Origin of the sequence: Roseobacter phycocola (assembly GCF_042055075.2) — a bacterium.
Taxonomy (GTDB): Bacteria; Pseudomonadota; Alphaproteobacteria; order Rhodobacterales; family Rhodobacteraceae; genus Roseobacter.
This window is the reverse complement of the sequence record NZ_CP194010.1, coordinates 2,221,862-2,248,506: the sequence shown is the minus strand read 5'-3', so window position 1 is coordinate 2,248,506 and position 26,645 is coordinate 2,221,862. Positions and strand designations below refer to the sequence as shown.

General features: G+C 62.9%; 27 protein-coding genes. 15 read left to right on the top strand and 12 right to left on the bottom strand.

Annotated elements, in window-relative coordinates; genetic code table 11:
• Positions 1-62: 62 nt before the first annotated feature.
• Entirely contained in the window at positions 63-1,058 is a 996-nt protein-coding gene (locus tag AB4K19_RS11050; protein WP_375228422.1) for an Ldh family oxidoreductase, read from the top strand.
• Here AB4K19_RS11050 and AB4K19_RS11045 read toward each other — a convergent pair.
• On the bottom strand, positions 1,042-1,476 hold the full coding sequence (locus AB4K19_RS11045) for a DMT family transporter (RefSeq protein WP_375228421.1): 435 nt from the start codon (positions 1,474-1,476) through the stop codon (positions 1,042-1,044). The two genes, AB4K19_RS11050 and AB4K19_RS11045, sit on opposite strands and share 17 nt — an antisense overlap.
• Positions 1,477-1,575: 99 nt before the next feature.
• On the opposite strand from AB4K19_RS11045, the gene AB4K19_RS11040 reads away from it, so the two are divergent.
• Positions 1,576-1,980 carry a c-type cytochrome gene (locus tag AB4K19_RS11040; RefSeq protein WP_375228420.1) on the top strand — a complete coding sequence of 135 codons (405 nt, stop codon included), beginning with the start codon at positions 1,576-1,578 and terminating at the stop codon, positions 1,978-1,980.
• On the opposite strand, the gene AB4K19_RS11035 is transcribed toward AB4K19_RS11040, so the two are convergent.
• On the bottom strand, positions 1,981-2,661 hold the full coding sequence (locus tag AB4K19_RS11035) for a hypothetical protein (protein ID WP_436397577.1): 681 nt from the start codon (positions 2,659-2,661) through the stop codon (positions 1,981-1,983).
• A 149-nt stretch (positions 2,662-2,810) separates the two neighbouring features.
• Between AB4K19_RS11035 and AB4K19_RS11030 the strand changes: the two genes are divergently transcribed.
• Positions 2,811-3,212 (top strand): c-type cytochrome, encoded by a 402-nt coding sequence (locus AB4K19_RS11030; RefSeq protein ID WP_375228419.1) that lies wholly within the window; start codon positions 2,811-2,813, stop codon positions 3,210-3,212.
• 763 nt (positions 3,213-3,975) lie between these two features.
• Here AB4K19_RS11030 and AB4K19_RS11025 read toward each other — a convergent pair.
• Both AB4K19_RS11025 and parE read right to left on the bottom strand, forming a co-directional pair.
• Entirely contained in the window at positions 3,976-4,845 is an 870-nt protein-coding gene (locus AB4K19_RS11025) for a hypothetical protein (RefSeq protein ID WP_375228418.1), read from the bottom strand.
• Complete coding sequence (parE, locus tag AB4K19_RS11020; protein WP_436397575.1) at positions 4,842-6,800, bottom strand: DNA topoisomerase IV subunit B; 1,959 nt, start codon at positions 6,798-6,800, stop codon at positions 4,842-4,844. Before parE ends, AB4K19_RS11025 begins: the two co-directional genes overlap by 4 nt.
• 133 nt (positions 6,801-6,933) lie before the next feature.
• On the opposite strand from parE, the gene AB4K19_RS11015 reads away from it, so the two are divergent.
• Positions 6,934-7,542: a carboxymuconolactone decarboxylase family protein gene (locus AB4K19_RS11015; RefSeq protein ID WP_375228417.1), complete on the top strand. Its 609-nt coding sequence runs from the start codon at positions 6,934-6,936 to the stop codon at positions 7,540-7,542.
• Here AB4K19_RS11015 and AB4K19_RS11010 read toward each other — a convergent pair.
• Positions 7,539-7,826, bottom strand: coding sequence for a hypothetical protein (locus AB4K19_RS11010; protein ID WP_375228416.1), 288 nt, complete (start codon positions 7,824-7,826; stop codon positions 7,539-7,541). The two genes, AB4K19_RS11015 and AB4K19_RS11010, sit on opposite strands and share 4 nt — an antisense overlap.
• 140 nt (positions 7,827-7,966) lie before the next feature.
• Positions 7,967-9,250: an alpha/beta hydrolase family protein gene (locus AB4K19_RS11005; protein WP_375228415.1), complete on the bottom strand. Its 1,284-nt coding sequence runs from the start codon at positions 9,248-9,250 to the stop codon at positions 7,967-7,969.
• A gap of 198 nt (positions 9,251-9,448) precedes the next feature.
• On the opposite strand from AB4K19_RS11005, the gene AB4K19_RS11000 reads away from it, so the two are divergent.
• Both AB4K19_RS11000 and AB4K19_RS10995 read left to right on the top strand, forming a co-directional pair.
• Positions 9,449-10,828, top strand: coding sequence for an MATE family efflux transporter (locus tag AB4K19_RS11000; protein WP_375228414.1), 1,380 nt, complete (start codon positions 9,449-9,451; stop codon positions 10,826-10,828).
• Positions 10,829-10,879: 51 nt separating this feature from the next.
• Positions 10,880-12,148, top strand: coding sequence for a tetratricopeptide repeat protein (locus tag AB4K19_RS10995; RefSeq protein WP_436397573.1), 1,269 nt, complete (start codon positions 10,880-10,882; stop codon positions 12,146-12,148).
• Positions 12,149-12,190: 42 nt separating this feature from the next.
• Here the strand turns inward: AB4K19_RS10995 and hutG are convergent, their stop codons facing one another.
• The 5 genes from hutG to AB4K19_RS10970 form a co-directional block, all read right to left on the bottom strand.
• Positions 12,191-12,970, bottom strand: coding sequence for an N-formylglutamate deformylase (gene hutG / locus AB4K19_RS10990; RefSeq protein ID WP_375228411.1), 780 nt, complete (start codon positions 12,968-12,970; stop codon positions 12,191-12,193).
• A gap of 43 nt (positions 12,971-13,013) precedes the next feature.
• A complete protein-coding gene (locus AB4K19_RS10985) occupies positions 13,014-13,847 on the bottom strand; it encodes an NAD-dependent epimerase/dehydratase family protein (RefSeq protein ID WP_375228410.1) in 834 nt (277 codons plus the stop codon).
• Between the two features lie 21 nt (positions 13,848-13,868).
• The gene (locus tag AB4K19_RS10980; RefSeq protein WP_436397571.1) at positions 13,869-15,062 is read right to left on the bottom strand and encodes an NAD(P)/FAD-dependent oxidoreductase; all 1,194 of its coding nucleotides are present in this window, start codon (positions 15,060-15,062) and stop codon (positions 13,869-13,871) included.
• 70 nt (positions 15,063-15,132) lie between these two features.
• Entirely contained in the window at positions 15,133-15,744 is a 612-nt protein-coding gene (locus tag AB4K19_RS10975; RefSeq protein ID WP_375228408.1) for a 2-hydroxychromene-2-carboxylate isomerase, read from the bottom strand.
• Positions 15,745-15,748: 4 nt separating this feature from the next.
• Positions 15,749-16,768 (bottom strand): phosphotransferase family protein, encoded by a 1,020-nt coding sequence (locus tag AB4K19_RS10970; RefSeq protein WP_375228407.1) that lies wholly within the window; start codon positions 16,766-16,768, stop codon positions 15,749-15,751.
• Between the two features lie 95 nt (positions 16,769-16,863).
• Between AB4K19_RS10970 and AB4K19_RS10965 the strand changes: the two genes are divergently transcribed.
• From AB4K19_RS10965 to AB4K19_RS10940, 6 genes are all read left to right on the top strand, one after another.
• Positions 16,864-18,099: an acyl-CoA dehydrogenase family protein gene (locus AB4K19_RS10965; RefSeq protein WP_436397570.1), complete on the top strand. Its 1,236-nt coding sequence runs from the start codon at positions 16,864-16,866 to the stop codon at positions 18,097-18,099.
• Between the two features lie 67 nt (positions 18,100-18,166).
• The gene (locus AB4K19_RS10960) at positions 18,167-18,709 is read left to right on the top strand and encodes a sigma-70 family RNA polymerase sigma factor (RefSeq protein WP_436397568.1); all 543 of its coding nucleotides are present in this window, start codon (positions 18,167-18,169) and stop codon (positions 18,707-18,709) included.
• Positions 18,706-19,422, top strand: a complete 717-nt coding sequence (locus AB4K19_RS10955) for an anti-sigma factor (RefSeq protein ID WP_436397567.1) — start codon at positions 18,706-18,708, stop codon at positions 19,420-19,422. Before AB4K19_RS10960 ends, AB4K19_RS10955 begins: the two co-directional genes overlap by 4 nt.
• Before the next feature lie 345 nt (positions 19,423-19,767).
• Positions 19,768-20,748 (top strand): membrane dipeptidase, encoded by a 981-nt coding sequence (locus tag AB4K19_RS10950; protein WP_436397565.1) that lies wholly within the window; start codon positions 19,768-19,770, stop codon positions 20,746-20,748.
• Complete coding sequence (locus AB4K19_RS10945; RefSeq protein WP_436397563.1) at positions 20,745-22,397, top strand: hypothetical protein; 1,653 nt, start codon at positions 20,745-20,747, stop codon at positions 22,395-22,397. The genes AB4K19_RS10950 and AB4K19_RS10945 overlap by 4 nt, the downstream gene beginning before the upstream one ends.
• Entirely contained in the window at positions 22,394-22,885 is a 492-nt protein-coding gene (locus AB4K19_RS10940; RefSeq protein ID WP_436397561.1) for a hypothetical protein, read from the top strand. The genes AB4K19_RS10945 and AB4K19_RS10940 overlap by 4 nt, the downstream gene beginning before the upstream one ends.
• A 2-nt stretch (positions 22,886-22,887) precedes the next feature.
• On the opposite strand, the gene truA is transcribed toward AB4K19_RS10940, so the two are convergent.
• Complete coding sequence (gene truA / locus AB4K19_RS10935) at positions 22,888-23,658, bottom strand: tRNA pseudouridine(38-40) synthase TruA (protein ID WP_436397559.1); 771 nt, start codon at positions 23,656-23,658, stop codon at positions 22,888-22,890.
• 112 nt (positions 23,659-23,770) lie between these two features.
• On the opposite strand from truA, the gene AB4K19_RS10930 reads away from it, so the two are divergent.
• From AB4K19_RS10930 to AB4K19_RS10920, 3 genes are read left to right on the top strand one after another with little or no spacing between them, the layout of a single operon-like run.
• Entirely contained in the window at positions 23,771-25,186 is a 1,416-nt protein-coding gene (locus AB4K19_RS10930; RefSeq protein WP_436397557.1) for a YcjX family protein, read from the top strand.
• Complete coding sequence (locus AB4K19_RS10925) at positions 25,183-25,632, top strand: GNAT family N-acetyltransferase (protein WP_375228402.1); 450 nt, start codon at positions 25,183-25,185, stop codon at positions 25,630-25,632. The genes AB4K19_RS10930 and AB4K19_RS10925 overlap by 4 nt, the downstream gene beginning before the upstream one ends.
• On the top strand, positions 25,632-26,633 hold the full coding sequence (locus tag AB4K19_RS10920; RefSeq protein ID WP_375228401.1) for a YcjF family protein: 1,002 nt from the start codon (positions 25,632-25,634) through the stop codon (positions 26,631-26,633). Before AB4K19_RS10925 ends, AB4K19_RS10920 begins: the two co-directional genes overlap by 1 nt.
• Positions 26,634-26,645 lie beyond the last annotated feature (12 nt).

The window sequence follows — 26,645 nt, the reverse complement described above, 5'->3', positions numbered from 1 at the left end:
GTCCCGGTGCTTGACGTTTCCGCAGGCTTGCGCTCAATCTGCGCACCTGTGGGAGAAAGACAATGCCATCAGTTGACGTCGCCAGAATTGAGGAAGTGACAGCCGAGGCGCTGCGGCGCCATGGTGCCGAGCCCTTTGCCGCCGCAGAGGTCGCCCGCGCCGTAGCCGTGGCCGAAGCGCATGGTAACCGGATCTGCGGGCTCTACTATGTGGAAAGCTACTGTCTGCAGCTGCAGACCGGTCGCGTGGACGGCGCCGCGGTACCGGTGGTGACAGCGCCGAGGCCCGCTGCCATTCACGTCGACGCAGCCTATGGATTTGCGCAACCGGCTTTCGCCCATGGCCTGACACCCGCTCTGGATGCTGCGCGCCAGTTCGGTACGGCAACCCTTGCCGTCGCGCATGCGCACACCTGTACTTCGCTGGGCTATTTCACCGAACAGATTGCGCGGGCCGGCATGATCGGGATCGGGTTCACGAATGCCTCGCCGATTGTGGCCCCGCCGGGCGGGCGCAACCGCGTTATCGGGACCAACCCGATCGCGTTTTCCGTACCGGACGGCGAAGGCGGTCTGGCCATGCAGTTTGACCAGTCGACCACCACGGTTGCCCTGGGCAAAATCACGATGGCCAAGGCCACCGGCAAGTCCATTCCCGAAGGCTGGGCGCTGGATGCCCGGGGGCAGCCAACCACGGACCCCGAAGAAGCTCTTCAGGGATCACTGGTTCCGATGGGCGGATACAAAGGCTGGGGATTTGGTGTCATGGCCGAAGTTCTGGCCGCGGGCCTGACCGGGTCCGTGTTGTCCCGCAACGTAAAACCGCTCAAGACGCCTGACGGACCGCCCCATGATCTTGGGCAGTTTTATATCCTGCTTGACCCTGATGTTTCGCCAGAGTTTGGCGGCCGTTTCGATGCGCTCGCCGCAGCTGTGTCCGCAGATGGCGATGGCCGGTTGCCCGGACAATACCGTGAGGCCGCTGAGCGTGTCGACGTTGCAGACAGTGTCTGGCGCAGGATCGAAGAACTGGCGCTGGGGCCTAAACCTTCTGAGTGACAAAGACCCCGGCGGCCATCAGTGCGATACCGGCAGCGCGCGTCAGATCGAGTGGGGCGACGCGTGCGCCGAAGAGCCCGAAGTGGTCGATCGCCGCGGCACTGATCAGCTGTCCCAGCAGCACGAAGAACACGGCATTGCCGACACCGAAAACCGGTGCAATCCAGGTGATGCTGAGGACATAAAAAGCAATCAGTACACCGGCGAGCAGCAGGTGTTTTGGTGCCTGGGCCACCTTGGCCAGGGCCTGCGGGCCGGTTGAGATCATCACCACCAGGCACGATACAAAGGCGATGGTGAACAGTACGGTCGCGGCTGCCGCCGGGGACCCGATGCGCTGGCCCAGTGCTGCGTTCAGGGCCGCGAGCATCGGGATGCCCACACCGGCCAGTGTCATGATGATTGCGTATTGGGCCATTGGGGGGATCCTTTAACCTGACTTTAATCAGAACATGGCCTCCTGTGGCGGCGTCAGCAAGCCCGTTTGAGGTCCCGCAGAAATTTCCAGGAGGTACCCGTGCTGGGTCGTGTATCCTTTTCCGTCCTGAGCCTAGCGCTGGCTCTGGCGGCCTGCGGGCCGGGGGAGAGAGATCTGGAACGTGAGGGTGCTGCGCTTTTCGCATCAAACTGCGCCATCTGCCACGGTGGCGATGCGCGTGGCGGCGGCGGTGCAGGCGTGCGGGGGCTCAGCAAAACGCCCGCGGATCTTACTGTTCTGTCCCGGAATGCAGGGGGCGTTTTTCCGGATGCCAAGGTTCTGGCGATCCTAGATGCCTATGCTGCAGGAAAACAGGTCGGGCGGCCAATGACCCCGCTGGTTGCGATGGAAGACACCCGTCGGGCGCGTCTGCCGGGCATGTCGAGGGCACCGCGTGCGCAGGCTGCGATTGTGGCCTGGCTGCGGTCGGTGCAGGTGCCCTGATCAGCTGCAGATGCCGTTAATTTCCACACCTTCCCAGGGCAGGCCAACCGCATAGGGCCGCGACTGCGGAAGTTCCTGTACAGGCATCGCCTGGGAAATCAGCGCGTGCAGCCGCGCCGTGCGGGGGGCGCCGGGATCGAGCGCCCGGCAGCAGACAAATTCTTCGACGATGGTGCCCTGCTGTTCATAACCGTAGTCTTCGAACCGGGTTTTCGTTTCCAGATCAAAGAGATAGGGATCACTGGCGCCACGGTGCTCGAAGGCCGCGCGCAATGGGGTGTACCCTGTCTCGCGCCGGTTCTGCCACTGCCAGACATGGGTGAGTTCGTGAGCCAGCAGCATGGCGGCGACAAGGCCGATGCGGTCGGGGTAGTCGGGCAGGTAGTCATCAAGGTACCAGTCCCGGTCGAAAAGCACGCGGTTGTACAAAGCTACTGCGGCCGGTTTCGAGGTCACCACCGCGTCTGTGATAGGCGGCAAAAGGCGCTCGCGGCAGGTGGTGCGGGGCCGGGCGGCACGCCGGAACGTCACCGCGCGGGTCGGCGCGCCATCGACCAGACGCACACGCTCTACATCCAGTTCGTCACCGTGAATGGTGCGGGCGAAGGCAATTTCAGTGTCGGTCAGGGGACGGCCACAGGCGGTCAGAACAATCAGACAGGCAAACAGAAACAAACGCATAAACCATCAGTGCCGAAAGCCCGCGCGGCAATCAAGTCACGGTTGAATTCATCACACGGATTTCATTGCACGGGCGGCCGGTTGATCCGGATCAAAGCGCGGGCCCGGGTTTTGTGGCACCCTGAGTGACAGAGCATAAGGAGCTGATTATGAAGAATTTTACAGCTATTCTGAGCGCCGCAACGCTGTTGGCGGGGGCGGCCGTGGCACAGGACGCGGTGATCGGGGCCGAGCTTTATGCGCGGCACTGTGCAACCTGCCACGGCGAAGAGGCGCAGGGCGGCGGGCCGCTGGCACCGGCGCTGCTGCTGCAGCCACCGGACCTGACCAAGCTGACCGAACGGCACGGCGGCACGCTGCCTGTGGCGCGGATCGTGATGCGTATCGACGGGCGGGATCCGCTGGTGAGCCACGGCTCGCCCATGCCGGTTTACGGCGAGTTTTTTGAGGGCACGGATGTGATCCTGAAGGCGGAGACCGGGCAGCCGGTGCTGACCTCGCAGCCGGTGGCGGACCTGCTGGAATACCTGCGCGGGCTGCAACAGGAGTAACCGAAACCCAGCGCCACCGTACGCGCAACGGCACCGCGCGGGGCCGGGGCCCCGGGGCGGGCGTGTGCCCGCATCCCCTGTTTTTTATGGGCCGGCGTCTTGTCGGTTTCACGTCGGTATAACGTCGGTATTTTGTCGGTGCGCGCGTCGGTATGAGGCGTTTTGCGCTGGTTTCTTTACCGCGCGGCAACACAGATTGACGCTGTGTGAGGCAGGCGCACGCATGTTTCAGCGCGGTCCCGGGCCTGTGACGCTTCGTGACGGTAGGGGTGGTTTTTGTGTCAGCCGGGCACCCCCATGTCAGTTGGGATCGCAGGGCATCGTGCTCTGCGGCACGCACCGCACCCCGCGCGGGGTGCCTGGAAAGGAGTGCCGGAATGGCCAAAGTAATTCTGCCGACTGTACTTGGATTTGTGTCTCTGATGGGGGTTTGGGCGGCCTTTGAGGTGGTTCACATGATGGCGGTTTAAGCCGTTTTTGCGTGTCCCCTGCCGCCCGTAGATGATGTGACATGGATGGTGAGGGGCGCGCCGGGGCCCGCTTCCGCGGATGCGGTGCATCGGTGCAGGATGAGCGCCGGACGTGGCGCGGGTCTATATGCGAAACAGTTGGAACGGGCCGTGCCCGACCTCGGGCCGGAGGGCGTCTTGCAAACGCTCCAGTGGAGCGTTTGAGCCCGGAGGGGTTCGCAGAACCGAGGGGGCATGGAATGCGCCCTCCCCGTGGGGGAGGTCGGGCGCGGCCCGAGGCGGGGCCTCGGGCATTAGAACAGAGGCGCTCGTGAATAGTAGTATTCGTCCTCGAAGTCCTCGAACAATTGCGCCTCCTTCTCTGCGTCAACTTCTTGTTCGATTTGCTTGAAGCAAGCATCACACACGGATTTCTCTTTGACGCCGTAGTCTTGAATGAAGTTGGCGCGGCCTTCGGTCCATTCGTATTCATACAGTTCAGAAGTGCTGTTTTGCAGTTGTTCAGGCATTGGCTTTTCACAACGATCACAGAACGCAGCCGGTTCTTCGTGATGACAGAATAGACAGATGAAGCGATTTTCCCTGAATGCCGATAGTTCTTCGAAGCAGTCAACGCAGAGAAATATCTCGTCGTCTTCCCTCACGGCGCCCTGAGCGCGGCTCATTAGTGCGTCGGAACTTTGTTGATTCCTCGAGATCTCTTCGTATTCTGCCGTTGACAAGAATTCCCGGACATCCACTTGCAGGTGAAACTTCAGGAATTCTCTCTGAAATGCGTAGACCTCGTAGAACTTGGCAGCGAGTGCCATGTCATTCAGTCTGGTCGAACCATGCGCAACATCGTTTCGGAGCCTCACAGCGGTTCGGAGTCTTTTCTTGTCGTTAGTAGAAAACGCAATCCCTCTAATCTCTCGATCAGCTAGGCGCTCGAAAGCGCTTTCAATGCCTACTGTTGTGTTTGGGTTTTCGAGGTTTTGTCGGATGAGGCTTGGATGCACTTTGGCCAATGCAGCTTTAGCACTATGTTCGAGAGCCGTAACAATGTGCAGTACACCAAGTTGCCAGCGTTCTGTTGATCCGTTGCTCGCTTCGATTGAGTTCCGAACGGCTTCAGCAGAGAAGAATTTGGCACTTCGCACCAAGTGATCCGAAACATCACTCAAACATCCAGCTCCTCCACAAATTTCGCGTTCTCCTGAATATATTGGAACCGCAGCTCGGGTTTTTTGCCCATCAGACGTTCCACCAGATCACCAGTTTCGCCCGGCATGTCCTCGTCAATGGACACGCGGATCAGTTTGCGGGTGGCAGGGTCCATGGTGGTCTCTTTGAGGTCCTTGGCGTCCATTTCGCCCAGGCCCTTGAAGCGGGAAACATCAATTTTGCCCTTGCCACCCAGACCTTTTTCCAGCCAGGCGTCCTTTTCCGCCTCATCGAGGCAATAGACCCGTTTGGCCCCCTGCGTCAGCCGGAAGAGGGGCGGGCAGGCGAGATAGAGGTGGCCCGCGTCAATCAGCGGGCGCATCTGGGTGAAGAAGAACGTCATCAGCAGCGAGGCGATATGCGCGCCGTCCACATCCGCGTCGGTCATGATGATGATCTTGTCATAGCGCAGATCGTCGAGGTTGAATTTGGTGCCCATGCCCACGCCCAGGGCCTCACAGAGGTCGGAGATTTCGGCGTTTGAGCCCAGTTTGGAGGAGGCCGCGCCCAGCACGTTCAGGATCTTGCCCTTGAGCGGCAGCAGGGCCTGGGTGTTGCGGTTGCGCGCGCCCTTGCCGGAGCCACCGGCGCTGTCGCCCTCGACTATGAAAAGCTCGGTGCCCGCGCGGTCCTTGGACGTGCAGTCAGTGAGTTTGCCGGGCAGGCGCAGCTTTTTGGTGGCCGATTTGCGCGCGGTTTCCTTTTCCTGGCGGCGGCGCAGACGCTCTTCGGCGCGCAGGACCAGGAAATCGAGGATGGCGCCGGCGGATTTCGTGTCGGCGGCGAGCCAGTTGTCGAAGTGGTCGCGCACGGCCCCTTCGGTCATTTTCTGTGCGGCCTCGGTGGAGAGGCGGTCCTTGGTCTGGCCCACGAAGGCGGGGTCAGCGATGAAGCAGGAGACCAGCGCGCAACCACCTGAAGTGAGGTCCTCGCGGGTGATCTGGGCGGCCTTTTTGTTGTTGGCAAGCTCGCCGTAGGCTTTGATGCCCTTGAGGATCGCGGCCCAGAAGCCCGCGACATGGGTGCCGCCTTCGGGCGTGGGCACGGTGTTACAGTAGGATTGGATGAAACCGTCGCGGGAGGGGGTCCAGTTGATGGCCCATTCGACCTTGCCCGCCTGGCCGAATTTCTCCTTGAAATCAACGGTTCCGGCAAAGGGTTTTTCGGAATAGGTGGTGGCGGTGCCCAGGGTTTCGCCAAGGTAGTCAGAGAGGCCGCCGGGGAAGTGAAAGGTGGCCTCGGTCGGCGTTTCGCCGTCATTGATGGCGGATTTCCAGCGGATTTCGACGCCCGAGAAGAGATAGGCTTTGGAGCGGATGGATTTGAAGAGGCGCGCGGGTTTGAAGCGGTGCGCGCCAAAGATTTCGGCGTCCGCGTGGAAGGTGACGGTGGTGCCGCGGCGGTTGGGGGCGCTGCCCACTTTTTCGACGGGACCCAGCGGCAGACCGCGCGAGAAACGCTGTTCAAAGATCTCCTTGTTGCGCGCGACCTGGACGACCATGGAATCCGACAGTGCGTTGACCACGGAGGCGCCCACGCCGTGAAGACCGCCTGAGGTTTCATAGGCTTTGCCGGAGAATTTGCCGCCTGCGTGGAGTGTGCAGAGGATCACCTCGAGCGCGGATTTGTCCGGGAACTTGGGGTGCGGGTCGATCGGGATGCCGCGGCCGTTGTCGCGGATGGTCACGGCGTAGTCCTCGTGCAGTTCGACCTCGATGCGGTTGGCGTGGCCGGCGACGGCCTCGTCCATCGAGTTGTCGAGCACTTCGGCCACCAGGTGGTGCAGGGCGCGTTCGTCGGTGCCGCCGATGTACATGCCGGGGCGTTTGCGCACGGGCTCCAGGCCCTCGAGCACCTCGATGGAGGAGGCGTCATAGCTTTGGGTTTCGGTGCCGGACAGCAGATCGTTGGGCATGAGCTCGGGCCTCTTTTTGGTGGTTGGCGCGAGTATGGCAGAGGGGCCCGGTCGGGGGAAGGGCCTCGCCCTTTCCATATGCGCCAAAAGCGGGTCAGATGCGCGGGAAAATGGTTAACGGAAAGGCGGGCGGATGACCTGGATCACAACGGTGCCCTTTGAGGCCGCGACAGGGCGGCTGAGACAGCTCTATGAGCGGATCAAAGGGCCCGGAAACAATGTCGATAATATCATGATGGCGCATTCCCTGCGGCCGCACACGATGGAGGGTCACATGACCCTGTATAAGTATGTGCTGCACCATTCGGCCAATACCGTGCCCAAGTGGTTTCTGGAGGCGCTGGGGGTCTGGGTGTCGCATCTGAACCGGTGCGATTACTGCGAGCGCCACCATTTTGCCGGCATGCGGCGGCTGGTCGGAGATGATGCGCGGTCCGACACGCTGCAGGCGGCGATGCGTCTGGGGGTTGTCGGGGCCATGCCGCTGAGTGCGGCGGAACAGGCGGCCATGCGGTATGCCCGCAAGCTGACCGAGGCACCGGGCGATATCAGGCAGGCGGATGTGCGGGCGCTGCGGGCCAGCGGCTGGGACGACGGGCAGATCCTGGAGATCAACCAGGTGGTGTCGTATTTTGCCTATGCCAACCGGACGGTGCTGGGTCTGGGATGTTCGACGGAAGGGGACATTATCGGCCTCAGCCCCGGGAATTCAGAGGACCCGGATGACTGGGGGCACCGTTAGATGTCGCCGCGGCCCTCGGGCCACCGCCAGGCGATCGCGCCCAGGTAATTGCCGCTGCCGCAGGCCACAACGGTGGTGCGGCGCGGCCCCCATCCATCGGCGCGGCGTATCCTGGGCGTGGCGCTGCGGGTGCGTGCCCGGGCGCGCAGGCCGGTGAGTGTAATCACCAGAAATTCGCCTTCACCGGCGCGGGGGATCGTGTCGATTGTCTGCCAGCCGTTCTCAAGTGCTTCGGCCAGCAGCTCAAAGGGATCCACCCGTCTTTTGCTGATCGTATCTTTCACGTCGCGTACCCCGCCCCGCTGCGCAGGCAACAGGCCGGCGTCAGCAGAGCACCGCTGATTCTGGTTCATTTCCGGGGGAATGTCCATGCGGGCCGGGCGCGCAGACACCCGTGCCGCCTGATCCGGGAATCGGGGAGAAACTATTCGCCTTCCGCGAGCGTTTCAAACCGCAGGCCACGGGCGGTGCGGTCCGGAAAACCGGCCCAGTAGGTATGATCATCCGTCGGCAGGGCCTCTTCATCGAGCGCGGTCACCCCGTCATCAGAAGAGGGGATCAGGTCGAAATAGGGCCGCCGCGAGACGTCGCCGCGCAGATGCAGATCAAAGAAGGCCGTCGCGAAATGCTGGGCGATGTTGTTCATGCGGACCGTGTCCCAGACCGGATCGGCATAATGCTCGAAAGGCACGAAATCGAGGCTCTCTACCGGTTCCCAGCTTTCGCGTGGCGCAGGGATCGGGGCTGCTGCGTTGTGGTTGGCGTGGTTGAAGGTCAGCAGATGCCGTTCTGTGCCACGCGCCTCCTCAAAGATCGAGCGGATGGCGCCATAGACGGACACATCATCCGAGCCACCCGCCATGATCAGCGTCGGTTTTTCCAGCCCGGCCAGGGTGTTGGCATCCCAGAAACCGGCATTGCGGCCCCAGGGACCAATGGCGATCAGTGCCTTGACGCGCGGATCAATCAGCGCAGCGTGGCTTTCGCTGCCGGAGAGGTGCTGCGCCAGAAGGCCGTTGGGCGTGCCCCAGCTGTATTCGGTCGATGCCTGCGTGACGCCAGCACCACCAAACACAAGAGCGCCGTAGCCGCCCATGGAATAGCCGATGACCCCCACCGCGGAGGTGTCCGTGATCGAGCCCAGATGGCTTTCAAGCGCTTCCATCTGGTCAATGACAAAGCGCTGGTCCAGCGGCCGGTTCAGCAGCGTGGAGCCAAAGGCCGCCTGATCGGAATAGGTACTGTCGCGGTGATCAATCGCCACGGTGACATAGCCCTTGGAGGCGAGGTTTTCGCCCAGATGTGACATCAGATAGCGGTTCCCGGGATAGCCGTGACTGATCACGATCAACGGGTAGGTTTCGCCTATCGCTGGTTCCGCATCGCGTGCTGCGCGCCCGGTCAGCGTGACCTGGGTCTGACCATCCCGCAGTACTGTGTCGTAAGAGCCGCCGGGTTCTGTGCCTTCGGCCGCGGGGTACCAGACCTCGACGGTCAGTTCGCGGTCATAGCGCGGGATGTCGTCGCCGCTGATGGCCAGCACGTCAATCTGGTCGGGGTTCACGAAGCGCAGGGTCTGCACCCCGATGGGCAACGTACCATAGGGGGCCAGCTCAGGCGCGTCCGGGCGGATTTCATCCACCGGATTGGCCAGGGCTGCCGGGGCGGCCAGAAGGGCGAGGGCTGCTGCAAAACGTGTGCGGCTCATCATTACAATCCTTGTCTGTGCCTGCTGCCGGCACCGGAATTCTACCGCAGATTGACAGGTTCCGGCCACAGATCAAGCACTTATGACCCAAAAACGCAAGGTGACCCCGGCGCAGCGGGCGCGGTCAAAGGGGTGCGGGGAGGCGCGGCGGCGCAGGATGCCTCTTTTCCTTGTGCGCGGGCAGGCGTAAGGCAGGGTATGGCCACCCAGATGACATACCCCGATCACAGCCGCGCGGTCCTGCGGCTGGGCCTGCCGCTGGCCGGCGGGCACCTGGCGCAGATTGCGATCGGTGTGACCGATACGGTCATGCTGGGCTGGTACGGTGTTGATGCGCTGGCGGCGGTGACGCTGGGCTCGACGTTCTTCTTTACGCTGATGATTTTCGGGTCGGGTTTTGCCTGGGCGGTGATGCCGCTGGTGGCGTCCTTTGTTGCTGAGGGTGACGAGACGGGGGTGCGGCGTGCGACGCGCATGGGGCTGTGGCTGAGCATCGGTTTCGCGCTGCTGGCGCTGCCGCTGATGATCTGGTCGGAGCCGGTGCTGCTGTTCACCGGCCAGGAACCGGGGGTGGCTGCTGATGCCGGGGCCTATCTGCAGATCGCCGGCTTGGGGATTTTCCCGGCCCTGCTGGTGATGGTGCTCAAATCCTACCTGGCCGCGCTGGAACGCACGCAGATCGTGCTCTGGATCACGGTGCTGAGCGCTGTGGCCAACGGTCTGGCCAATTATGCGCTGATATTCGGGAACTGGGGCGCACCCGAAATGGGGATTGCGGGGGCTGCTGTGGCTTCAGTGGTGAGCCATCTGGTGTCGCTTGCGGGCGTGGTCATCTATGTGCGTGTGGTGCTGCCGGAGCATGCCCTGTTTCAGCGGCTCTGGAAGGTGGACCCGCAGATGCTGGCCCGCGTTTTCCGTCTGGGCTGGCCCATTGGTCTGACCAGCCTGTCGGAGACCGGGCTGTTTGCTGCATCAGCCCTGATGATGGGCTGGCTGGGCAAGGTGCCGCTGGCCGCGCACGGGATTGCGGTGCAGCTGTCGGCGGTGACGTTCATGCTGCACGTGGGGCTGAGCAATGTCGCCACCATCCGGGCGGGCAACGCGCTGGGCCGCCGCGATCCGGCGCATATGCAGCGCGGGGCGGTCACGGTGACAGTGCTGTCGCTGATCACCGCGGCGCTGACGATCGTGCTGTTTATCGCGCTGCCAGAGCCGCTGCTGTCGCTCTTTATGCAGCGCGATGAGCCGCAGCGGGATGCTATTCTGCAGATCGGGACGCTTCTGCTGATCACAGCGGCCTTTTTCCAGCTGGTGGACGGGGCGCAGGTGATTGCGCTGGGTCTGCTGCGCGGCGTGCAGGACACGCAGGTGCCGATGATCCTGGCCGCAGTCAGCTACTGGCTTCTGGGCATTCCGTGTTCCTACATTTTCGGGTTCTGGTTCGGCTGGGGTGGCGTGGGCGTCTGGCTGGGGCTGGTTGCAGGTCTGGGGATGGCGGCGCTGCTGCTCTCGCTGCGGTTCTGGGGGTCTGCGCTGCCGGGCTTCCGGGCGGAGACGGCTGGTGCACAATCCGCTTGACCGGGGGCAGGACCCCGCCCAGTCTCTGAAGCGACACGCAGGGAGGCGCGGATGTACAGGGACGGCTACGATAACCCACTGACAACAGGGTCTGCACGGGCGGCGGAACTTTATGCGGAGGCAACCGGTGTCATGCTGGCAGGAGAATCCGGAATGATCCCCGCTTTTGAGGCTGTTACCCGGGAGGATGCCGGATTTGCGCTGGGCTGGGTGGGGCTTGCGCGGGCGCTCCACGCCTTTGGCCTGGGGGACGCAGCGCTGGCCGCGCTTGAGCGGGCAGAAACGCTGACAGACGGGCTCACCCCGCGCGAGGCCAGCCACATCAATGCCTTTGCGCTGCTGCTGCGCGGGCAGGGTCCGCAGGCCTACCGGGCCATCCGGGAGCACGTCGATACATGGCCGCGTGATGCGCTGGTGGCACAGACCTGCTCGTCTGTTTTCGGGCTGATCGGGTTTTCGGGACAGCCGGGGCGGGAGGCAGAGATACTGGCGTTTACTGCGGGCCTGATGCCGCATTATGGCGATGACTGGTGGATGACCAGCCAGTACGCCTTTGCCCTGTGCGAGACGGGGAATATCGAAAAGGCGGACCAGATGATCGACCGGGCGCTGGCGCAGCGCCCCCGGAACGCCCACGGCGTGCATGTCCGCAGCCATATCTGGTACGAAGCAGGTGCCACGGAAGAGGGTCTGAGCTACCTCAACACATGGCTGCAGGACTATGAAAACGATGGGATAATGTATTCCCATCTCTACTGGCATGCGGCGCTGTGGTCACTTGCGCAGGGAGAAACCGATGCGATGTGGGACCGGGTGGATGCGGCTGTGTCACCGGCCAGCGGTTCGACCAGCCCGGCGATCAACATTCTGACAGATACGGCCTCTATCCTGCACCGTGCCACACTGGCGGGTGTGGCCGTTGACGCAGAGAGATGGAAAGGCGTCAGCGCCTTTGCCCGGCAGGCATTCCCGGCGACAGGCAACGCCTTTATCGATGTGCATGCAGCGCTGGCCCATGCCATGGCGGGCGACAATGCAGCGCTGGAACAGATCATCACCAGACCTGCTGGACCAGCGGCGGACCTCGTACCCGACCTGGCTGCCGGATACCGCGCTATGGCCGCCGAAGACTGGTCATCGGCCGCCGGATCCATGATGCGCGCCATGGCCGATCTTGCCCGGATCGGTGGCAGCCGGGCACAGCGGGATATGGTGGAGCAAAGCCTGCTGACCTGTCTTGTGAAGGCCGGCCGTGCGCAGGAGGCGCGCGACATTGCATCGCTCAGACGGCCACTGCTGGCAGAGAGTATCGCCGCCTGAAGTGATGCATGAGTAAATACCGTCAGGCCATTGAGTGTAAAATCAGAATTTGAATCCGGCCGCTTCTTCAAGAAGCTCTTCGAGAAGCTCCCGCAGGCGGTTGGCCTTGCGGTCATGATAGGCCCAGGGCGGCTCTTCGGCGGACAGATAAGTGCTCTGCGAAATCTCCAGCTGGATGGCATGAACGCCCCTTGCCGGATCGCCATACCGGCGGGTGGTCCAGCCGCCGCGGAACCGCCCGTCTGTGACGGTGCTGTAGAGTTTGTCTGACCGGCATATCTCGGCGATCCGTGCAGACAACGCCGGTGCACATGTCGTGCCATCCGCCGTCCCGATGTTCAGATCGGGCAGATCACCGGCAAAAAGGTTCGGCACACGCGAGCGGATTGAATGGCAGTCCCACACAATGGCGTAGCCGTACTGCGCCTGCACCCGCGCAATCTGCAGGCTCAGGGCGGCATGATAGGGCACGTGGTACACAGCCTTCAGGCTCGACATCTCGCGCGGGGTAGGCTGGCGTTCCCAGATGGGTGCGCCGTCAAAGTCAGTGACCGGGACAAGGCCCGTATTGTGCTGACCGGGATAGAGCGGCTGGCCGCTGGGATCACGGTTGGCGTCCGAGACATACCGGTGAAAATTCGCCCTGACGACAGTGGCGCGCGGTGCCAGCCCCGCATAAAGACGCTCCACATGCCAGTCCGTGTCGCGCAGCATCTGACCGTTGTCATTAAGCCGGCGCCAGTACACCTCGGGAATGCTGGTACTGCTGTGCGGAATCGCCAGGATCAGCGGACTGTCTCCGGGGATAACGTCTACCGGCATGGCACATTCTCCTTTGCCCGGTCGGGGCCGGTCGTGCGGGGTGTCAGGTTTCTTTCTTTGTAGTGTCGATATTCATTACGGAAAGGGCGCTCTGACCGAGGTCGAATTTTGCAAAGGGACCACCGTGGCACATTTCGCCCGGATCGCGGATATCTGCGGGGGGCTCTTTGGCGAGGATGTCTGCCGCGAACTGTTCCGCGTTATCCTTTGGGCGGTACCCCAGAAACGAAGCTTTTGCATTGTCCACGGGCCGCCTGTCATTGTCCGACACACCGTAGATCACCGCAAACCCGGTCGAGGGCGTGTCGATGGCGCGTGTCACCAGCTGGATCAGGTCGTCATAGCTGAGCCAGGATCCCAGCGCACGGGCATTGCCGACGGTGGTGCAGCTGAGGATACGCAGGTGCACGGATTCAAGCCCGCGTTTGTCCCAGTACATCCGGCCCAGGTCCTCGGTAAAACACTTGGCGAGACCATAGAAGGTGTCCGGCCGGTGGGGTACTTCGGTGTCAACGCATTCGGCCTTGGGATACATGCCAACCGCGTGGATCGACGAGGCATAGACGATCCGACGCACACCGGTCTGATACCCTGCTTCCCAGATGTTGTAAGAACCGACAAAGTTCGGACCCAGCAGTTCGGGGAAGGGTTTCTCATCCACGATGGCGCCGAAGTGCACCACCATATCCGCACCCTCCACCACAGCAGCGACCTCGTCATAAGAGGCCAGATCGGCCTTCATATAGGTCTCGCCGGGATAGAGCGTGCCGATGTCATCGGCGATATCGGTGCTGACCAGCGCATCGCAGTGTTTCGACAGTGGTTCGCGCAGATATGAGCCCAGCCGGCCGGCGGCACCTGTGAGGACGATTTTCATGTGAGTCTCCTGTTCGTGTGGTCAGATGACCGCTTTTTCGGGGAACTTTTCCCCCGCAAGAATGCGGCCGGCCCCAAAGGCCGAAAGGTCAATGCTGCGGTAGCTGCCGTCAGTGATCAGCTCCGCCAGGCCGCGTCCGAGTGCCGGCGCCTGTTGCAGCCCGTGGCCGGAAAAGCCGTTGAGAAACATAAAGTTGCCGATCTCGGGCGAGGGGCCGACAATCGCGTTCTGATCCAGCGTGTTATAGTCGTAATGCCCGATCCACATGTTAATCACCCGCACGCGTTCGAAGGCGGGTACGCGGGTGGCGAGGATGGGCCAGAATTTTTCTTCCCACAGGCTGTGATCGGCGATGAAGTCGTCGTGATCCACGGCGGGGTCATGATCGGCGTGGCCGCCCAGCATGTAATAGCGACCGTCGGTGCGGAAATGCACGCCCGAGGGGTCAATGGTCAGCGGCAGGTCACGGTCGAGCGGTTCGGCGGCCTCCAGGATATAGGTGTAGCGTTTGCGCGGCTCGACGGGGATGTCCAGCCCGGCCAGTGCGGCCACCTGCGCACCGCGCGTGCCCGCGGCATTGACCAGCACGCCACAGCCGATGGATGCGCCGGATTTCAGCGTGACGCTGTCGATGCGCCCGGCGTTTTTCACAACCCCCGTGACCTCGTCATGGATGTATTCCACGCCGTTGCGCGCGCCCATCCGGCGGAACCAGTCAAACATGGTGCCGCCGTCGAAATACCCTTCGTCCACTGCGTTGTGGTTGCCGGCGGTGATGTCATCCAGCTGGTAGAAGGGCCATTTTTCCGCGATTTCTGCACGGGAAAGGTGCTGAGTTGCAGCCCCCAGACCGGCCTGAATTTTCTGGCTCTCCTGCAGATTGGCGGCAAACTCAGGCGTGTCGGCGAGGTAGAGGTAACCGAAACTGTGCAGCGCCAGGTCCGGCACATCCGGATCGCCGCCCAGGAAGTCGCGGAAATTGTGCACGAATTCCGCCCCGAAGCGCGAGATGGCGATGTTTACGGGGTTGGAAAACTGCTGGCGGATGCAGCTGTTCGTATGGCTGGTGGCGGCAAACTCATAGGTCGGGTCGCGTTCGATGACGAGGATACGACCGTCGAACCCGGGCATCCGGCTGAGCCACCACGACAGGGATGCGCCGTACATCGCGCCTCCGACGATCACTACGTCATAGTTGCTGTGCTGTGCCGACATCGCCCATATTCCCAGACCCTGCAGCGTTCAGGAACACCCGATTGCAGGGCGCGTCAAGCTTTGTGATGCCTCATCGGGCAAAGGGCGCATCAAGCGCGCGTGCCACCAGTTCCAGCCGATCCTGTCCGTAAAACATGTCGCCGTCGACGAAATAGGTGGGCGAGCCGAAGAGGCCGGCAGCGATGGCGCTGCGGGTGTTTTCGGCGTGTTCGGCCTGGACGGCGTCTGACAAGGCTTCTGCCATCAGGGTATCGCCGGGCATGCCGCAGCCATTGGCGAGAGCCGTCAGCGTGGCGGGGTCAGCCATGTCGGCGTCGTCGCACCAGTGCGCCTGGAGGATCGCGCGCGACAGGGCCCCGGCGTCCTCACCTGCGCGCTGGGCGGCGATGATGATCCCGTTGCCCGGGGCCAGCGGGTTGTCGTGATGCGTTGGCCTGCGCCCGATGATCGGCAGGTCGCGGTATTCCGCCCAGCGGGCAATTTCACGGCCAAAGAAATAAGCGCGGTGGGCCTTGCTGCGTTCTGCGAATGGCTGACTGCCTGCGGCCTGCATCACCGGATCCAGATCAAACGGGCGGTGCACGATCTGCGCGCCCTTTTCAGCCGCGATTTCTTCGAGCCGCCAGGCGCCGAAATAGGCGAAAACCGAATGGCAGCTGTAATAGTAATCTATCGTTTTCATCGTGTTATACCTGTTCTGCGAGCGCGCGGGCATCGCGCGCCATCATCGCAATAATGGGCCGCCAGCGCTGGCTGTCCCCGGGGTTTGAGGCGTTACCATCAAGGCCCCGCCGGTAAACGCCCTGCAGAATGGCCAGCAGGCGGAAGTACGAGAAGACCACGTAAAACGCCCAGTTGTCGGGGCGGTCCAGCCCACGCCGGTCACAATACCGTTCGACGTATTCATCCTCGTCCGGAAGGCCAGCGGCATGCCGGTCCACGCCGCCAAGACCGCGGAAGTCGCCCTCGTAAGGCAGCCGCCAGTGCATGCACTGATACGCGAGGTCTGCCAGAGGGTGCCCCAGCGTGCTGAGTTCCCAGTCAAGCACGGCGGCGATCTCTTCGCGGTCGGGGTGAAAGATAATGTTGTCAATCCGGTAGTCGCCATGCACGATGCTGTTTTCACCGTCATCCGCGACCATATGTTCGTCCAGCCACGCCATTAGCCAGTCCGCATCCGGCAGCGGATCGGTGGCGCTGTCACGGTATTGGCGCGACCAGCGCGTGACCTGACGCTCGAAATAATTGCCCGGCCTGCCATAATCACCGAGGCCGATGACGGCCGGATCCACCCGGTGCAGACGGGCGAGTGTGCTGTTCATGGCGTCATAAATGCGCCGCCTTGCGCCGCGCTCCTGATCGGGCAGGGCCGGGTCCCAGAAAATCCGTCCCTCGACCAGTTCCATGACCATGAACTGTGTGCCCAGCGGGCTTTCATCGTCCGAGAGGTAAAAGACCTGCGGCACGGGCACGCCGGTGTCTGCCAGCGCCTGCATCACCCGGTGTTCGCGATCCACCGCATGGGCCGATTTCAGCAGTTTGCCCGGCGGTTTGGCGCGCAGTACATAGGCCTCTGAGCCGCTGCGGACCTGATAGGTCGGGTTTGACTGCCCATCCGCGAACTTGGTGATGTCATCGAGCGTGGTGAAGCCGTGCACGTTTTCCTGCAGGCTGCGTTCCAGTTCGGCGCGGTCAAAGCTGTGCATTCCGGTTTTCCCAAAGGCCCATGGACAAGTCCCTGCGATCTAAGCAAGTCTGGCAGCGCGGGGAAAGCCCCATCACGCGCGCGGGAGGATTTGCAGTGGATATGAACTTTGGCATGCGGCCGGAAAACCGCGCGTTGCTGGACCGGGTGGCGGAGATGATCCGTGATGAGGTGATGCCGCTGGAAGCGGAATATCAGGCCGAAGTCGGCAAAGGCGATCGCTGGGGCTATACCGACCGGCAGGCGGAAATCCTGGAAGGGCTGAAGGCCAGAGCGAAATCAGAGGGGCTCTGGAACTTCTGGCTGACCGATTCTGAGCGTGGGTTCGGGCTGAGCACGGTGGAATACGCCTATTTCGCCGAAGAGATGGGCAAGACGCCACTGGCGGCAGAGGTGTTCAACTGCTCAGCGCCAGATACCGGCAATATGGAAGTGTTCGAACGCTATGGCACGCCCGCGTTGAAAGAGCGCTGGCTTGCCCGGCTGCTGGAGGGGGAAATCCGGTCGGCTTACCTGATGACCGAGCCGGAGGTTGCAAGTTCGGACGCGACCAACATTGCCATGTCCTGCGTGCGGGACGGGGAGGATTATGTCCTGAATGGCGAGAAATACTGGGCCAGCGGTGCAGGTGATCCCCGCTGTGCCGTGTACATCGTGATGGTGCGCACGGGGGACGCGGACGCACCGAAACACCAGCGCCATTCGATGATCGTGGTGGATGCAAAGACGCCGGGGATCGAAGTACTGCGCCCGATGCTGGTGTTTGGTCATGATGATGCGCCGCACGGGCACATGCATATCCGGTTCACGGATGTACGCGTGCCGGCGGTAGATATGCTGCTGGGTGAGGGGCGCGGGTTTGAGATCGCGCAGGGCCGCCTGGGGCCCGGGCGCATCCACCATTGCATGCGGTCGGTCGGCCAGGCGGAGGCCGCGCTGGAACTGATGTGCCGCCGGTCGCTGCAGAAGGAAGCCTTTGGCAAGCCGCTGGTGCATCTGGGTGCCAATTTCGACATCATCGCCGAGGCCCGCATGGAGATCGAGATGGCCCGGCTGCTGTGTCTGAAGGCGGCATGGATGATGGATCAGGGCGATGCACGGGCCGCGGCCCCCTGGATCAGTCAGATCAAGGTGGTGGCCCCGCGCATGGCGCTCAAGGTGCTGGACGAGGCGATGCAGATGCACGGCGGGCAGGGGATCAGCCAGGATACACCGCTGGCGATGGCCTGGACCTGGCAGCGGGCGCTGCGCTTTGCCGATGGCCCGGATGCGGTGCACCGCAGGCAGGTCGCGCGTGCTGAGCTGCGTCGCTATACCCAGCAGAAGATCTGAGCGCGGGGACCGTTTGACAGCGCCGCATGGCGCAGCCTAAATGCCGCCTGTGCCGGGGGGGACCGCGATGAACCGAAAAAAGATCGAAAAGCTGATCGCCAGGACTGCCTTGCGCGACAAAACCGCGTTTGAGGCGCTCTATGATGCGACCAGTGCGAAACTTTTCGCTGTTTGTCTTCGTATCCTGAGTGACAAGGCCGCGGCCGAGGACGCGATGCAGGATGCCTACGTGAAGATCTGGAACAATGCCGGCCGGTACAAAGCGAACGGGCTGAGCCCGATGACGTGGCTGATCACCATTGCCCGCAACACTGCGATTGACCGGGTCCGTGCGCGGCGCGCAGGGCATATGGATCTGGATGTGGTCGAGACCGTTCTTGCCGCCCCCGGGCCATCGCCCGAACAGTCTGCGGTTGCCGCATCCGAAGCGAAGAAGCTGGTGAAATGCCTCGACGGGCTGGAGGAGAAACGCGGCGAGGCCGTGCGCGGGGCCTATATTGACGGGCAGAGCTATGCGGATCTGGCGGAACGTTTTGGCGTGCCGCTCAACACGATGCGGACCTGGCTGCGCCGCGGGCTTATCGCGCTGCGGGAGTGTATGTCGGCATGAGTGATACGCCTGAAACCCCCGATCCACAGGACGACATGGGCCCGCACCGCGAGGATCTGCAGTTTATTGCGGCCGAGTACGCGCTGGGTCTGACCCCGCCCGAAGATGCCGGTCTGGTACAGGAATCGCTGCGGTCTGACCCCGCGTTTATCGCGGCGGTTGCCCAGTGGCAGGAGCGGTTCGCGGTGCTGGTTGAGGATATCCACCCGGTGAAGCCGCCCCGGCGGGCCCGCAAACGCCTTAAGCACCGGCTCTTTGGGGCAGAGCGCCGGCCGCTGCTGCAGCGGGCGGGCACCTGGCAGCTGATCAGCTTTGCTGCACTTGCTGCCGCGGCGTGGATCAGCCTGAACGATCTGACCGTTGATAACAGACCGGACGTGCCGTCTTTTGCAGCCCAGCTGGAGAATGCCGACGAGGGGCTGACCATCCTGGCGGTCTATGACCCGTCGCGCGGGGGGATCGTGGTCAGCCGGACCGCGGGTGGTGCGCGGGACGGCCGGGTGCTGGAAATCTGGGCCATTGCAGAGGGAGAGGCACCGGTGTCGCTGGGCGTGCTGCCCGACGGCCTGCAGGTCTGGGTGCAGATCCCCGATACACTGGCGCTGCAGGCTGCGTCGCTGACCCTGGCCATCTCTGACGAGCCTCCGGGCGGTTCACCGACCGGTGCGCCCTCCGGTGAGGTGCTGGCATCGGCTGCTGTTTCCGAACTTTAAAAAAAAATTTCATCGCTTTGTGAAACTACCGCGCCGTTCGGGCGTTTCTTCTATGACTGGGCGCAGAGGGGAGTCTGACGCTCAGGGTAGTGAGTACTGCGGTTAAAGGTGACCGGGCAGGCGAAGTTTCGGCTTCTGCCTGCCCGGGAGCTTCCATGCGTACGTTTTGTAGCTTTTTGTTAAGTATCGATGGTTTTTCGGGAAAATTTGCTCACTGGTAGCACGCTTTGTGAAAGCGTTCTGTCGGCGGCAACAGCCGAAGTGCGTCGCAAAAACGCGGTTTTCCCGTGCGGGTGTGTCGTTTTTTGAATTGAGATCGTTCGGGATTGGCCGCACAGTCTGCACATGCGTGCACCCCTTATCGATAACCTTCAGTATGCCCGGTTCTCACCTGAGATTTTTGCTCAGATGCGGGCAGGCGGCGTGGATGCTGTTCATGTCACCATCGCCTATCACGAAAGTTTCCGGGAGATGGTGCTGAACCTTGAGCAGTGGAACCGCTGGTTCGAGGCGCATCCGGATCTGATTTTTAAGGGCACGACTGCAGCCGACGTCGCCCTGGCGCAGGAGACGGGCCGCACCGCGATCTTTTTCGGGTTCCAGAACCCCAGCCCCATCGAGGACGACATCGGGCTGGTGGAAATCTGCCACCAGCTGGGCGTGCGGTTCATGCAGCTCACCTATAACAATCAGTCCCTGCTGGCGACCGGGTGCTACGAGGATGACGACACCGGCCTGACCCGCATGGGTAAACAGGTCGTGCGGGAAATGAACCGTGTGGGCATGGTGGTGGACATGTCGCATTCTGCCGAACGGTCCACGCTGGAAGCCATTGAGCATTCGACCCGGCCCATCGCGATCACGCATGCCAATCCGCACTGGTGGCATGCAGCGCTGCGCAACAAATCGGACAGGGTGCTGCGGGCACTGACAGAGGCGGGCGGAATGCTCGGGTTTTCCGTTTATCCGCACCATCTGGCAGGCGGTACGGACTGCACGCTGGAGAGTTTCTGCGGCATGGTGGCCGAGGCGGCGGACCGTTATGGCGCGCAGCAACTGGGGATCGGCACGGACCTCTGCCAGGATCAGCCGGACAGTATCGTGGAATGGATGCGCGTCGGACGCTGGTCCAAAGTGATTGACTATGGCGAAGGCTCGGCGAGCAACGCGGGTTTTCCGCCGATGCCGGACTGGTTCGCGGACAACCGTGATTTTGGCAATATCCGCAAAGGGTTACTTGCGGCGGGTCTGTCGGAAGCCGACGTGGATGGGATTATGGGCGCCAACTGGCACCGCTTTTACGACGCGGGCTTCGGGCCCGCATGAGGGACTTCCTGGATATCCCGCAGGCGCCACTCAGGCCACCCGGAACGGTGATGCGCCTGAGCCGTATGGGCTCGATGTTTCCCACACGTTTGTCTTTTCTGCGCACGCTGATCCGCCGGCTGTCCGATGAAGAGGCGCAGCTGACGCGGCCGGTCTGGAATATCTCGGGCCAGGGGTTCGGGCACGCGGTCTATTCTGTTGATCTGGGCGGACACACCTATTCGCTGGTGGCGGTTTCCAGTGATCTGCCGCCGGAACAGCGCACGGACAGGGTCATCGCAACGGCCTGGGACACGGCCTATGTGCTCTATGACGGGGTGCCGGATGCGGACGAAGTTGCCCGGATCTGTGCGGCCGCTCCGAAACAGGAAGCGGCACGGTTCACAGAACGCGACCTGGTGCTGAGCCGGGCCAATAAATCCGTACGGCTCTTTGCCCATGTGGTGGAACGCCTGAAAGCAGGCGAACAGCCGGACGAGGCGCTGGTGCGGGACACCGGCTATCTGATGCGCACGACGGCTGTTTACGGAAACGGGAAATTCGGGATCGCCGACCGCGGGCTCTATGACAGCCGTCCTGGTCTGGGCGGTCCGTTCATGGCGGAGATGCTGACGGTCTGGATGATCCGTCAGTTTACCCATGATCTGGTTGAGCACATGGGCGGCGCGCCGCTTGACCGGCGGTTACGGCGGCACCTGGGGATCGGCAATTCCACGGGGCTGGGCATGGCACCGTTTCTGGTCAACCATCCGGTGTTGCTGAACAACTGGATGATCGCGCGGGAAACTGCGCTGGCGCGGGTCAGGGCGGTCAGGGATCCTGTCCCCGGGGTGCGGGCGCGCCTGTGTGATCTGGCCGCGCGGGCGGAGCGGCACCTGGCGGAATGGCATGTGCCGGACGCGGATCATCAGAGCCGCATCGACCGGTTGCGGCAGGACTTGAACGGCCTGCAGGACCGCTTTGTGCAGGAGGCGCAGACAGCTGAGGCACCCGCTGCTGCTTTGCTGGAACTGACGTCGGAGGGATCAGAAGACCTGCAGGAACTGATGGTGGCTCTGGTCATTGAGCCCTTCGGCGATCTGGTTGACGGGCTGGCCGATTGTATGAGCGACCCCTTCGGTGCGATGGTTGTGCCATTCCGCGGGACGGCAGAACTGCGCGCGGCGATCGACCGCGATTTCGACTGGGCACTGGGGGTGGATTACAGAGCGCGTCCGCAGTGCGGGCAGTTCTGGTATGTAAGTGCGTCCAAGCAGGAACCCCGGCTGGGGCTGCGGTTTGAAGAGCAGGGAGCGGAGCTGGAGAGTCCGCTGGATATTGCAAGACGTATCAATGCATTGCGCGATGATCTTAATGTGATAGATGAACCTCTTCCCGCCTTTCTGGAACGCTTTCCCGAACACGCGCTGGCGGCGATGCGCGTATCGCTCAGGAGCCGGTATCCTTATGCAGAGATACACGACAATCTGATTGCAGAGACCTGTCTGCCGATAGACATGCTGCGGTGCAAACTGTCGTTCTTCGGCGCGTCGAAGTTTGACCCGAAGTCCGACCGCTGGACCCGGATCACATTGTGTCAGGGCGCACCGCTGGCGGATGAACTGGGGCCGCAGGCAGACGACTGGTGGCTGCCGGTGTACGGCGGATGAGCTGGTCCGCGACAGAAGTCAGTGCCCTCGCCGCAAAAGCGGCCCGGGGTGCGGGTGCGCCGCCGGACCAGGCCGCGCGTTTCGGGACCGCCGCAGCTTTTCACCTGATGATCGGCAACGCGCCGCAGGATCTTCGGCTGGCGCTGCAGGCGCTGCCGGATGGGGGTCCGGTGATGCGCTTGCCGGTCGTGCTCGATGAGGCAGTGAGCGAAGGCGGGCGCGTTTTTGAGATGCTGCCGCCCGACGCCCTGGTCAGGGCCTATGTCGCGGTGCTGCCCTTTGCTGCGACGCTTGCTGCGGCGGACAATGACCACTGGCGGGTCAGCGTCAATGTCACAAAGCCTGCCCCGAAAATTGAACCGTTGCGGATCACCGGCTGCGCCGATCTGATTGACGAAATGACTGGTCTGGCGGCACGGACCTTTGTGCCGGAGAGTGCCGCATCGCGGGCAGCAGGTGCCGGAGCCGGGCTGACCGACAACGACTGAGTTCAGCTGCTGAACGGGTCCTGCGGGTAGGTTACGTGGCGCAGATACAGGCCTTCGGGTGGGCTGACCGGCCCGCAGGCGGCGCGGTCGCAGGCCTCCAGCGCTGTGCGCACGTCGCCCGGTTCCCAGGCGCCACTGCCCACCCGTTCCAGCGTGCCCACGAAGCTGCGGACCTGATTGTGCAGGAAAGACCGCGCGCGCACATCGAAATGCACCTCAGGCCCGGCGGGGGTATCGACCTCTGTGATGTCCAGCCGGTCCAGCGTTTTCACCGGACTGTCCGCCTGGCAGATGCTGGAGCGGAAGGTCGTGAAATCATGCCTGCCGGTCAGGTGATCCGCACCTGCCTGCATAGCACTGACATCAAGCGTGTTTCTGACCTGCCAGACGAGGCCCGCCTGGTGGGTTGCGGGTGCCCGGCGCATGAGAACCCGAAAGAGGTACCGGCGTCCGGTCGCTGAAAAGCGCGCGTGCCAGTCGTCCGGCACTGCGGCACAGTCCACAATTGCGACCGGCGCGGGTTTCAGGTGGTAGTTCAGTGCCTCAGAAAGGCGGAATGGGTCCCAGTCCCGTGCCATATCGCAATGCGCCACCTGACCCAGAGCATGTACGCCCGCATCCGTGCGGCCGGCGGCGGCGATGGTAAAGGGGCCTGGTTCGACGCGTGCGAGGGCGGTCTCTATCGCTTCCTGAACCGTGGCAGGGCCTTTCTGGCGCTGCCATCCGGCAAAGGGTTTGCCATGATATTCGATTTTCAGCGCATAGCGGGGCATGGCGTGGCCCCTAACGTGCTGTGATGCGCAGGTCAAATGGCTTTGCGGGCTGGCGCGGCACCGGCGGGGGGCCTATGTAGGGGGCAGTTAAAAAAGCAGGGGCAGTCGGGCTTTGGTCATCTCCACACTCGCCGATACGGTTCTGCGCCAGGTCGAGACGGTGCAGGATACGGTCAGCGAAACGCTGTTTGAACCGGTTGTGCGGATCGGCGTGACGGGGCTCGCGCGGGCGGGCAAAACGGTTTTCATCACATCGCTGGTGGCCAATCTGCTGGAGCGCGGGCGGATGCCACACCTTGTGGCGGCGGCTGAGGGCCGGGTGGAGGCTGCCTTTCTGCAACCCCAGCCCGATGATACGGTGCCGCGCTTTGAGTATGAGACCCATCTGAGCAATCTGACCGCGCGCGAGCCGCGCTGGCCGGACAGTACGCGCGCGGTCTCAGAACTGCGTCTGTCTCTGCGGGTGCGGCGCGGGGGGCTGCTGGCAGGGCTGCAGGGCGCGCGGACGCTGCATGTGGATATCGTGGATTATCCGGGCGAATGGCTGCTGGATCTTGCGCTGCTGGACAAGAGTTATACGGAATGGTCGGAGGGCGTGCTGGCCCGGATGCAGACGCGCCCCGCGAATGAGGTGTGGTCCGGGCTGCTTTCGGACACTGACCCGGATGCGCCACTGGAGGAGGCCAGGGCCCAGGCGCTGGCGGCGGCCTTTACCGACAGCCTGAATGCCGCGCGGGATGCTGGTTTTTATGACTGCACGCCGGGGCGGTTCCTGCTGCCTGGCGATCTTGCGGGCTCGCCTGTGCTGACCTTTGCCCCATTGCCCGGGAGCGGAGCTGGCCCGCGTGGATCGCTGCGCCGCGAGATGGCACGCCGGTTTGAGGCCTACAAAAAATCAGTCGTGCGCCCGTTTTTCCAGGAACATTTTGCGCGGATCGACCGCCAGGTGGTTCTGGTGGATGCCCTCGGCGCCATTCACCGCGGGCCACAGGCGGTAGAGGATATGCGCGGCGCTATGGCAGATATCCTGGACGCATTCCGGCCCGGGCGGAACGCCTTTCTGACACGCCTTTTCCAGGGGCGGCGGGTGGAAAAGATCCTGTTCGCCGCCACCAAGGCCGATCACCTGCATCACAGCCAGCACGGGCGGCTCACAGGGATCATGCAGGCGCTGGTGCGGGATGCCTCCGACCGGGCGCGGTTTGCGGGGGCCTCGACCGAAGCGATGGCCCTTGCCGCGCTCAGGGCTACTACAGAGGACACGATGACCCACGACGGCGAAGAGATCGGGGTCGTGCGCGGGCGCCTGCTGGAAACAGGCAAACTGGCAGCCTTTTACCCCGGCGCGCTGCCGGAGGATCCGGGTCAGTTGCTGAACCCGGCGCGCGACGGCGCGGAAAAATGGCTTGATGCGGATTATCGTGTGATGAATTTCGCACCCCAGCCGTTAACTTTGCGCTCTGCCGGCGGGCCACCGCATATCCGGCTTGATCACGCGGCCCAATTCCTTTTAGGGGATAGGCTATGACTGAGCTGATTATTACGGATGCACGCTCGCTTGATGCGGGTGCCATCGGGGACATTCTGTCAAAGACCAATGACCAGATGCCCTGGCTGCCACGGGTGCATTCCGCGGCGGAGGAAATCCGTTACGCCGGTGATATGATTGAAGCAGGCTGGGTCCGGGTGGCCAAAACGGATGGCCGCCTTGTTGGGTTTATCGCGCGCTGGGAATCGGATGTGCATGCGCTCTATGTCCTGCCCGAGGCGCAGGACAATGGTGTCGGCACCGCATTGATCGAAGATGCGAAGACAGCCTGTGATCACCTGAGCCTGTGGAGTTACGTGGCCAATACCGGGGCCACGCGGTTTTACGGGCTGCGCGGTTTCATACAGACCGATCAGACGGATGGCAGCACAAACGATGCGGGCCTGCCGGATATACGGTTTGAGTGGACGCGGGCCAAAAGCTGATGGCACGCGGTCCTGTCCTGATCGATCTGGAAGACGAACAGGCTGCAGGTTCGGTCGCTGATGCGCCGCCGGTTCCCGATGTAGCGGGTGCTTTGCCACAGGGACAGGCGATGCAGGCCGCGACCCGGATCGCGGCGCGTCGCCCCTCGCGGCTGGGGCGCTGGTTTCTGGGGCTTGCTGCGGCGCTGGTCGGCGCATTTGCATCGCTGGCGGCATGGGATGTGGTCACGGGGCTCATCGAACGGAATGTCATTCTGGGCTGGGGGCTGGCCGGGCTGGCCGGCGCTTTCCTGCTGGTTCTGGTTCTGCTGGCGCTGCGCGAGCTTGCCGCGATTGGTCGTCTGGGCCGTATCGACGGGCTGCGCCGCGCGGCGGACACGGCGCTGGCGGAAGCGGATCTGACGGCAGCGCGCCGTGTCACAGGGCAGCTTGTGGGGCTCTACCGTGGGCGTGAAGAGACGCGCTGGGGCCGTGAGCGGTTTGCTGATCTGGAAAAAGACCAGATGGATGCGGGCGCTCTGCTGAGCCTTGCGGAAGCTGAATTGCTGCAGCCGCTGGATGCGATGGCGTCGCGTGAAGTCGAAGCAGCGGCGCGTCAGGTGGCCACGGTGACAGCGCTCGTGCCGCTGGCCCTGGCCGATGTGGCGGCGGCTCTGACGGCCAACCTGCGTATGATCCGGCGCATTGCGGAAATTTACGGTGGCCGTGCCGGGGTGCTGGGCAGCTGGCGGCTGGCCCGCGCAGTGACAGCCCATCTGGTCGCCACGGGTGCCGTTGCGGTGGGTGATGACATGCTGGAATCCGTGCTGGGCGGTTCGCTGCTGGGCAAGCTGTCGCGCCGTTTCGGCGAGGGGGTCGTGAACGGTGCGCTGACCGCACGGGTTGGCGTTGCCGCGATGGAGGTTTGCCGCCCGTTGCCATTTGGCACTGGAAAGCGGCCGAAAGTGCGCAATATCATCAGAAACAGTCTGAGTGGTCTTTTCGGGTCTGACCGGGCCTGAGCGACACGCTCT

Coding starts and splice junctions, on each gene's coding strand:
- AB4K19_RS11050 (WP_375228422.1), top strand. CDS start 63: ATGCCATCAGTTGACGTCGCCAGAATTGAGGAAGTGACAGCCGAGGCG.
- AB4K19_RS11045 (WP_375228421.1), bottom strand. CDS start 1,476: ATGGCCCAATACGCAATCATCATGACACTGGCCGGTGTGGGCATCCCG.
- AB4K19_RS11035 (WP_436397577.1), bottom strand. CDS start 2,661: ATGCGTTTGTTTCTGTTTGCCTGTCTGATTGTTCTGACCGCCTGTGGC.
- AB4K19_RS11030 (WP_375228419.1), top strand. CDS start 2,811: ATGAAGAATTTTACAGCTATTCTGAGCGCCGCAACGCTGTTGGCGGGG.
- parE (WP_436397575.1), bottom strand. CDS start 6,800: ATGCCCAACGATCTGCTGTCCGGCACCGAAACCCAAAGCTATGACGCC.
- AB4K19_RS11015 (WP_375228417.1), top strand. CDS start 6,934: ATGACCTGGATCACAACGGTGCCCTTTGAGGCCGCGACAGGGCGGCTG.
- AB4K19_RS11005 (WP_375228415.1), bottom strand. CDS start 9,250: ATGAGCCGCACACGTTTTGCAGCAGCCCTCGCCCTTCTGGCCGCCCCG.
- AB4K19_RS11000 (WP_375228414.1), top strand. CDS start 9,449: ATGGCCACCCAGATGACATACCCCGATCACAGCCGCGCGGTCCTGCGG.
- AB4K19_RS10995 (WP_436397573.1), top strand. CDS start 10,880: ATGTACAGGGACGGCTACGATAACCCACTGACAACAGGGTCTGCACGG.
- hutG (WP_375228411.1), bottom strand. CDS start 12,970: ATGCCGGTAGACGTTATCCCCGGAGACAGTCCGCTGATCCTGGCGATT.
- AB4K19_RS10985 (WP_375228410.1), bottom strand. CDS start 13,847: ATGAAAATCGTCCTCACAGGTGCCGCCGGCCGGCTGGGCTCATATCTG.
- AB4K19_RS10980 (WP_436397571.1), bottom strand. CDS start 15,062: ATGTCGGCACAGCACAGCAACTATGACGTAGTGATCGTCGGAGGCGCG.
- AB4K19_RS10975 (WP_375228408.1), bottom strand. CDS start 15,744: ATGAAAACGATAGATTACTATTACAGCTGCCATTCGGTTTTCGCCTAT.
- AB4K19_RS10970 (WP_375228407.1), bottom strand. CDS start 16,768: ATGCACAGCTTTGACCGCGCCGAACTGGAACGCAGCCTGCAGGAAAAC.
- AB4K19_RS10960 (WP_436397568.1), top strand. CDS start 18,167: ATGAACCGAAAAAAGATCGAAAAGCTGATCGCCAGGACTGCCTTGCGC.
- AB4K19_RS10955 (WP_436397567.1), top strand. CDS start 18,706: ATGAGTGATACGCCTGAAACCCCCGATCCACAGGACGACATGGGCCCG.
- AB4K19_RS10950 (WP_436397565.1), top strand. CDS start 19,768: ATGCGTGCACCCCTTATCGATAACCTTCAGTATGCCCGGTTCTCACCT.
- AB4K19_RS10945 (WP_436397563.1), top strand. CDS start 20,745: ATGAGGGACTTCCTGGATATCCCGCAGGCGCCACTCAGGCCACCCGGA.
- AB4K19_RS10940 (WP_436397561.1), top strand. CDS start 22,394: ATGAGCTGGTCCGCGACAGAAGTCAGTGCCCTCGCCGCAAAAGCGGCC.
- truA (WP_436397559.1), bottom strand. CDS start 23,658: ATGCCCCGCTATGCGCTGAAAATCGAATATCATGGCAAACCCTTTGCC.
- AB4K19_RS10925 (WP_375228402.1), top strand. CDS start 25,183: ATGACTGAGCTGATTATTACGGATGCACGCTCGCTTGATGCGGGTGCC.
- AB4K19_RS10920 (WP_375228401.1), top strand. CDS start 25,632: ATGGCACGCGGTCCTGTCCTGATCGATCTGGAAGACGAACAGGCTGCA.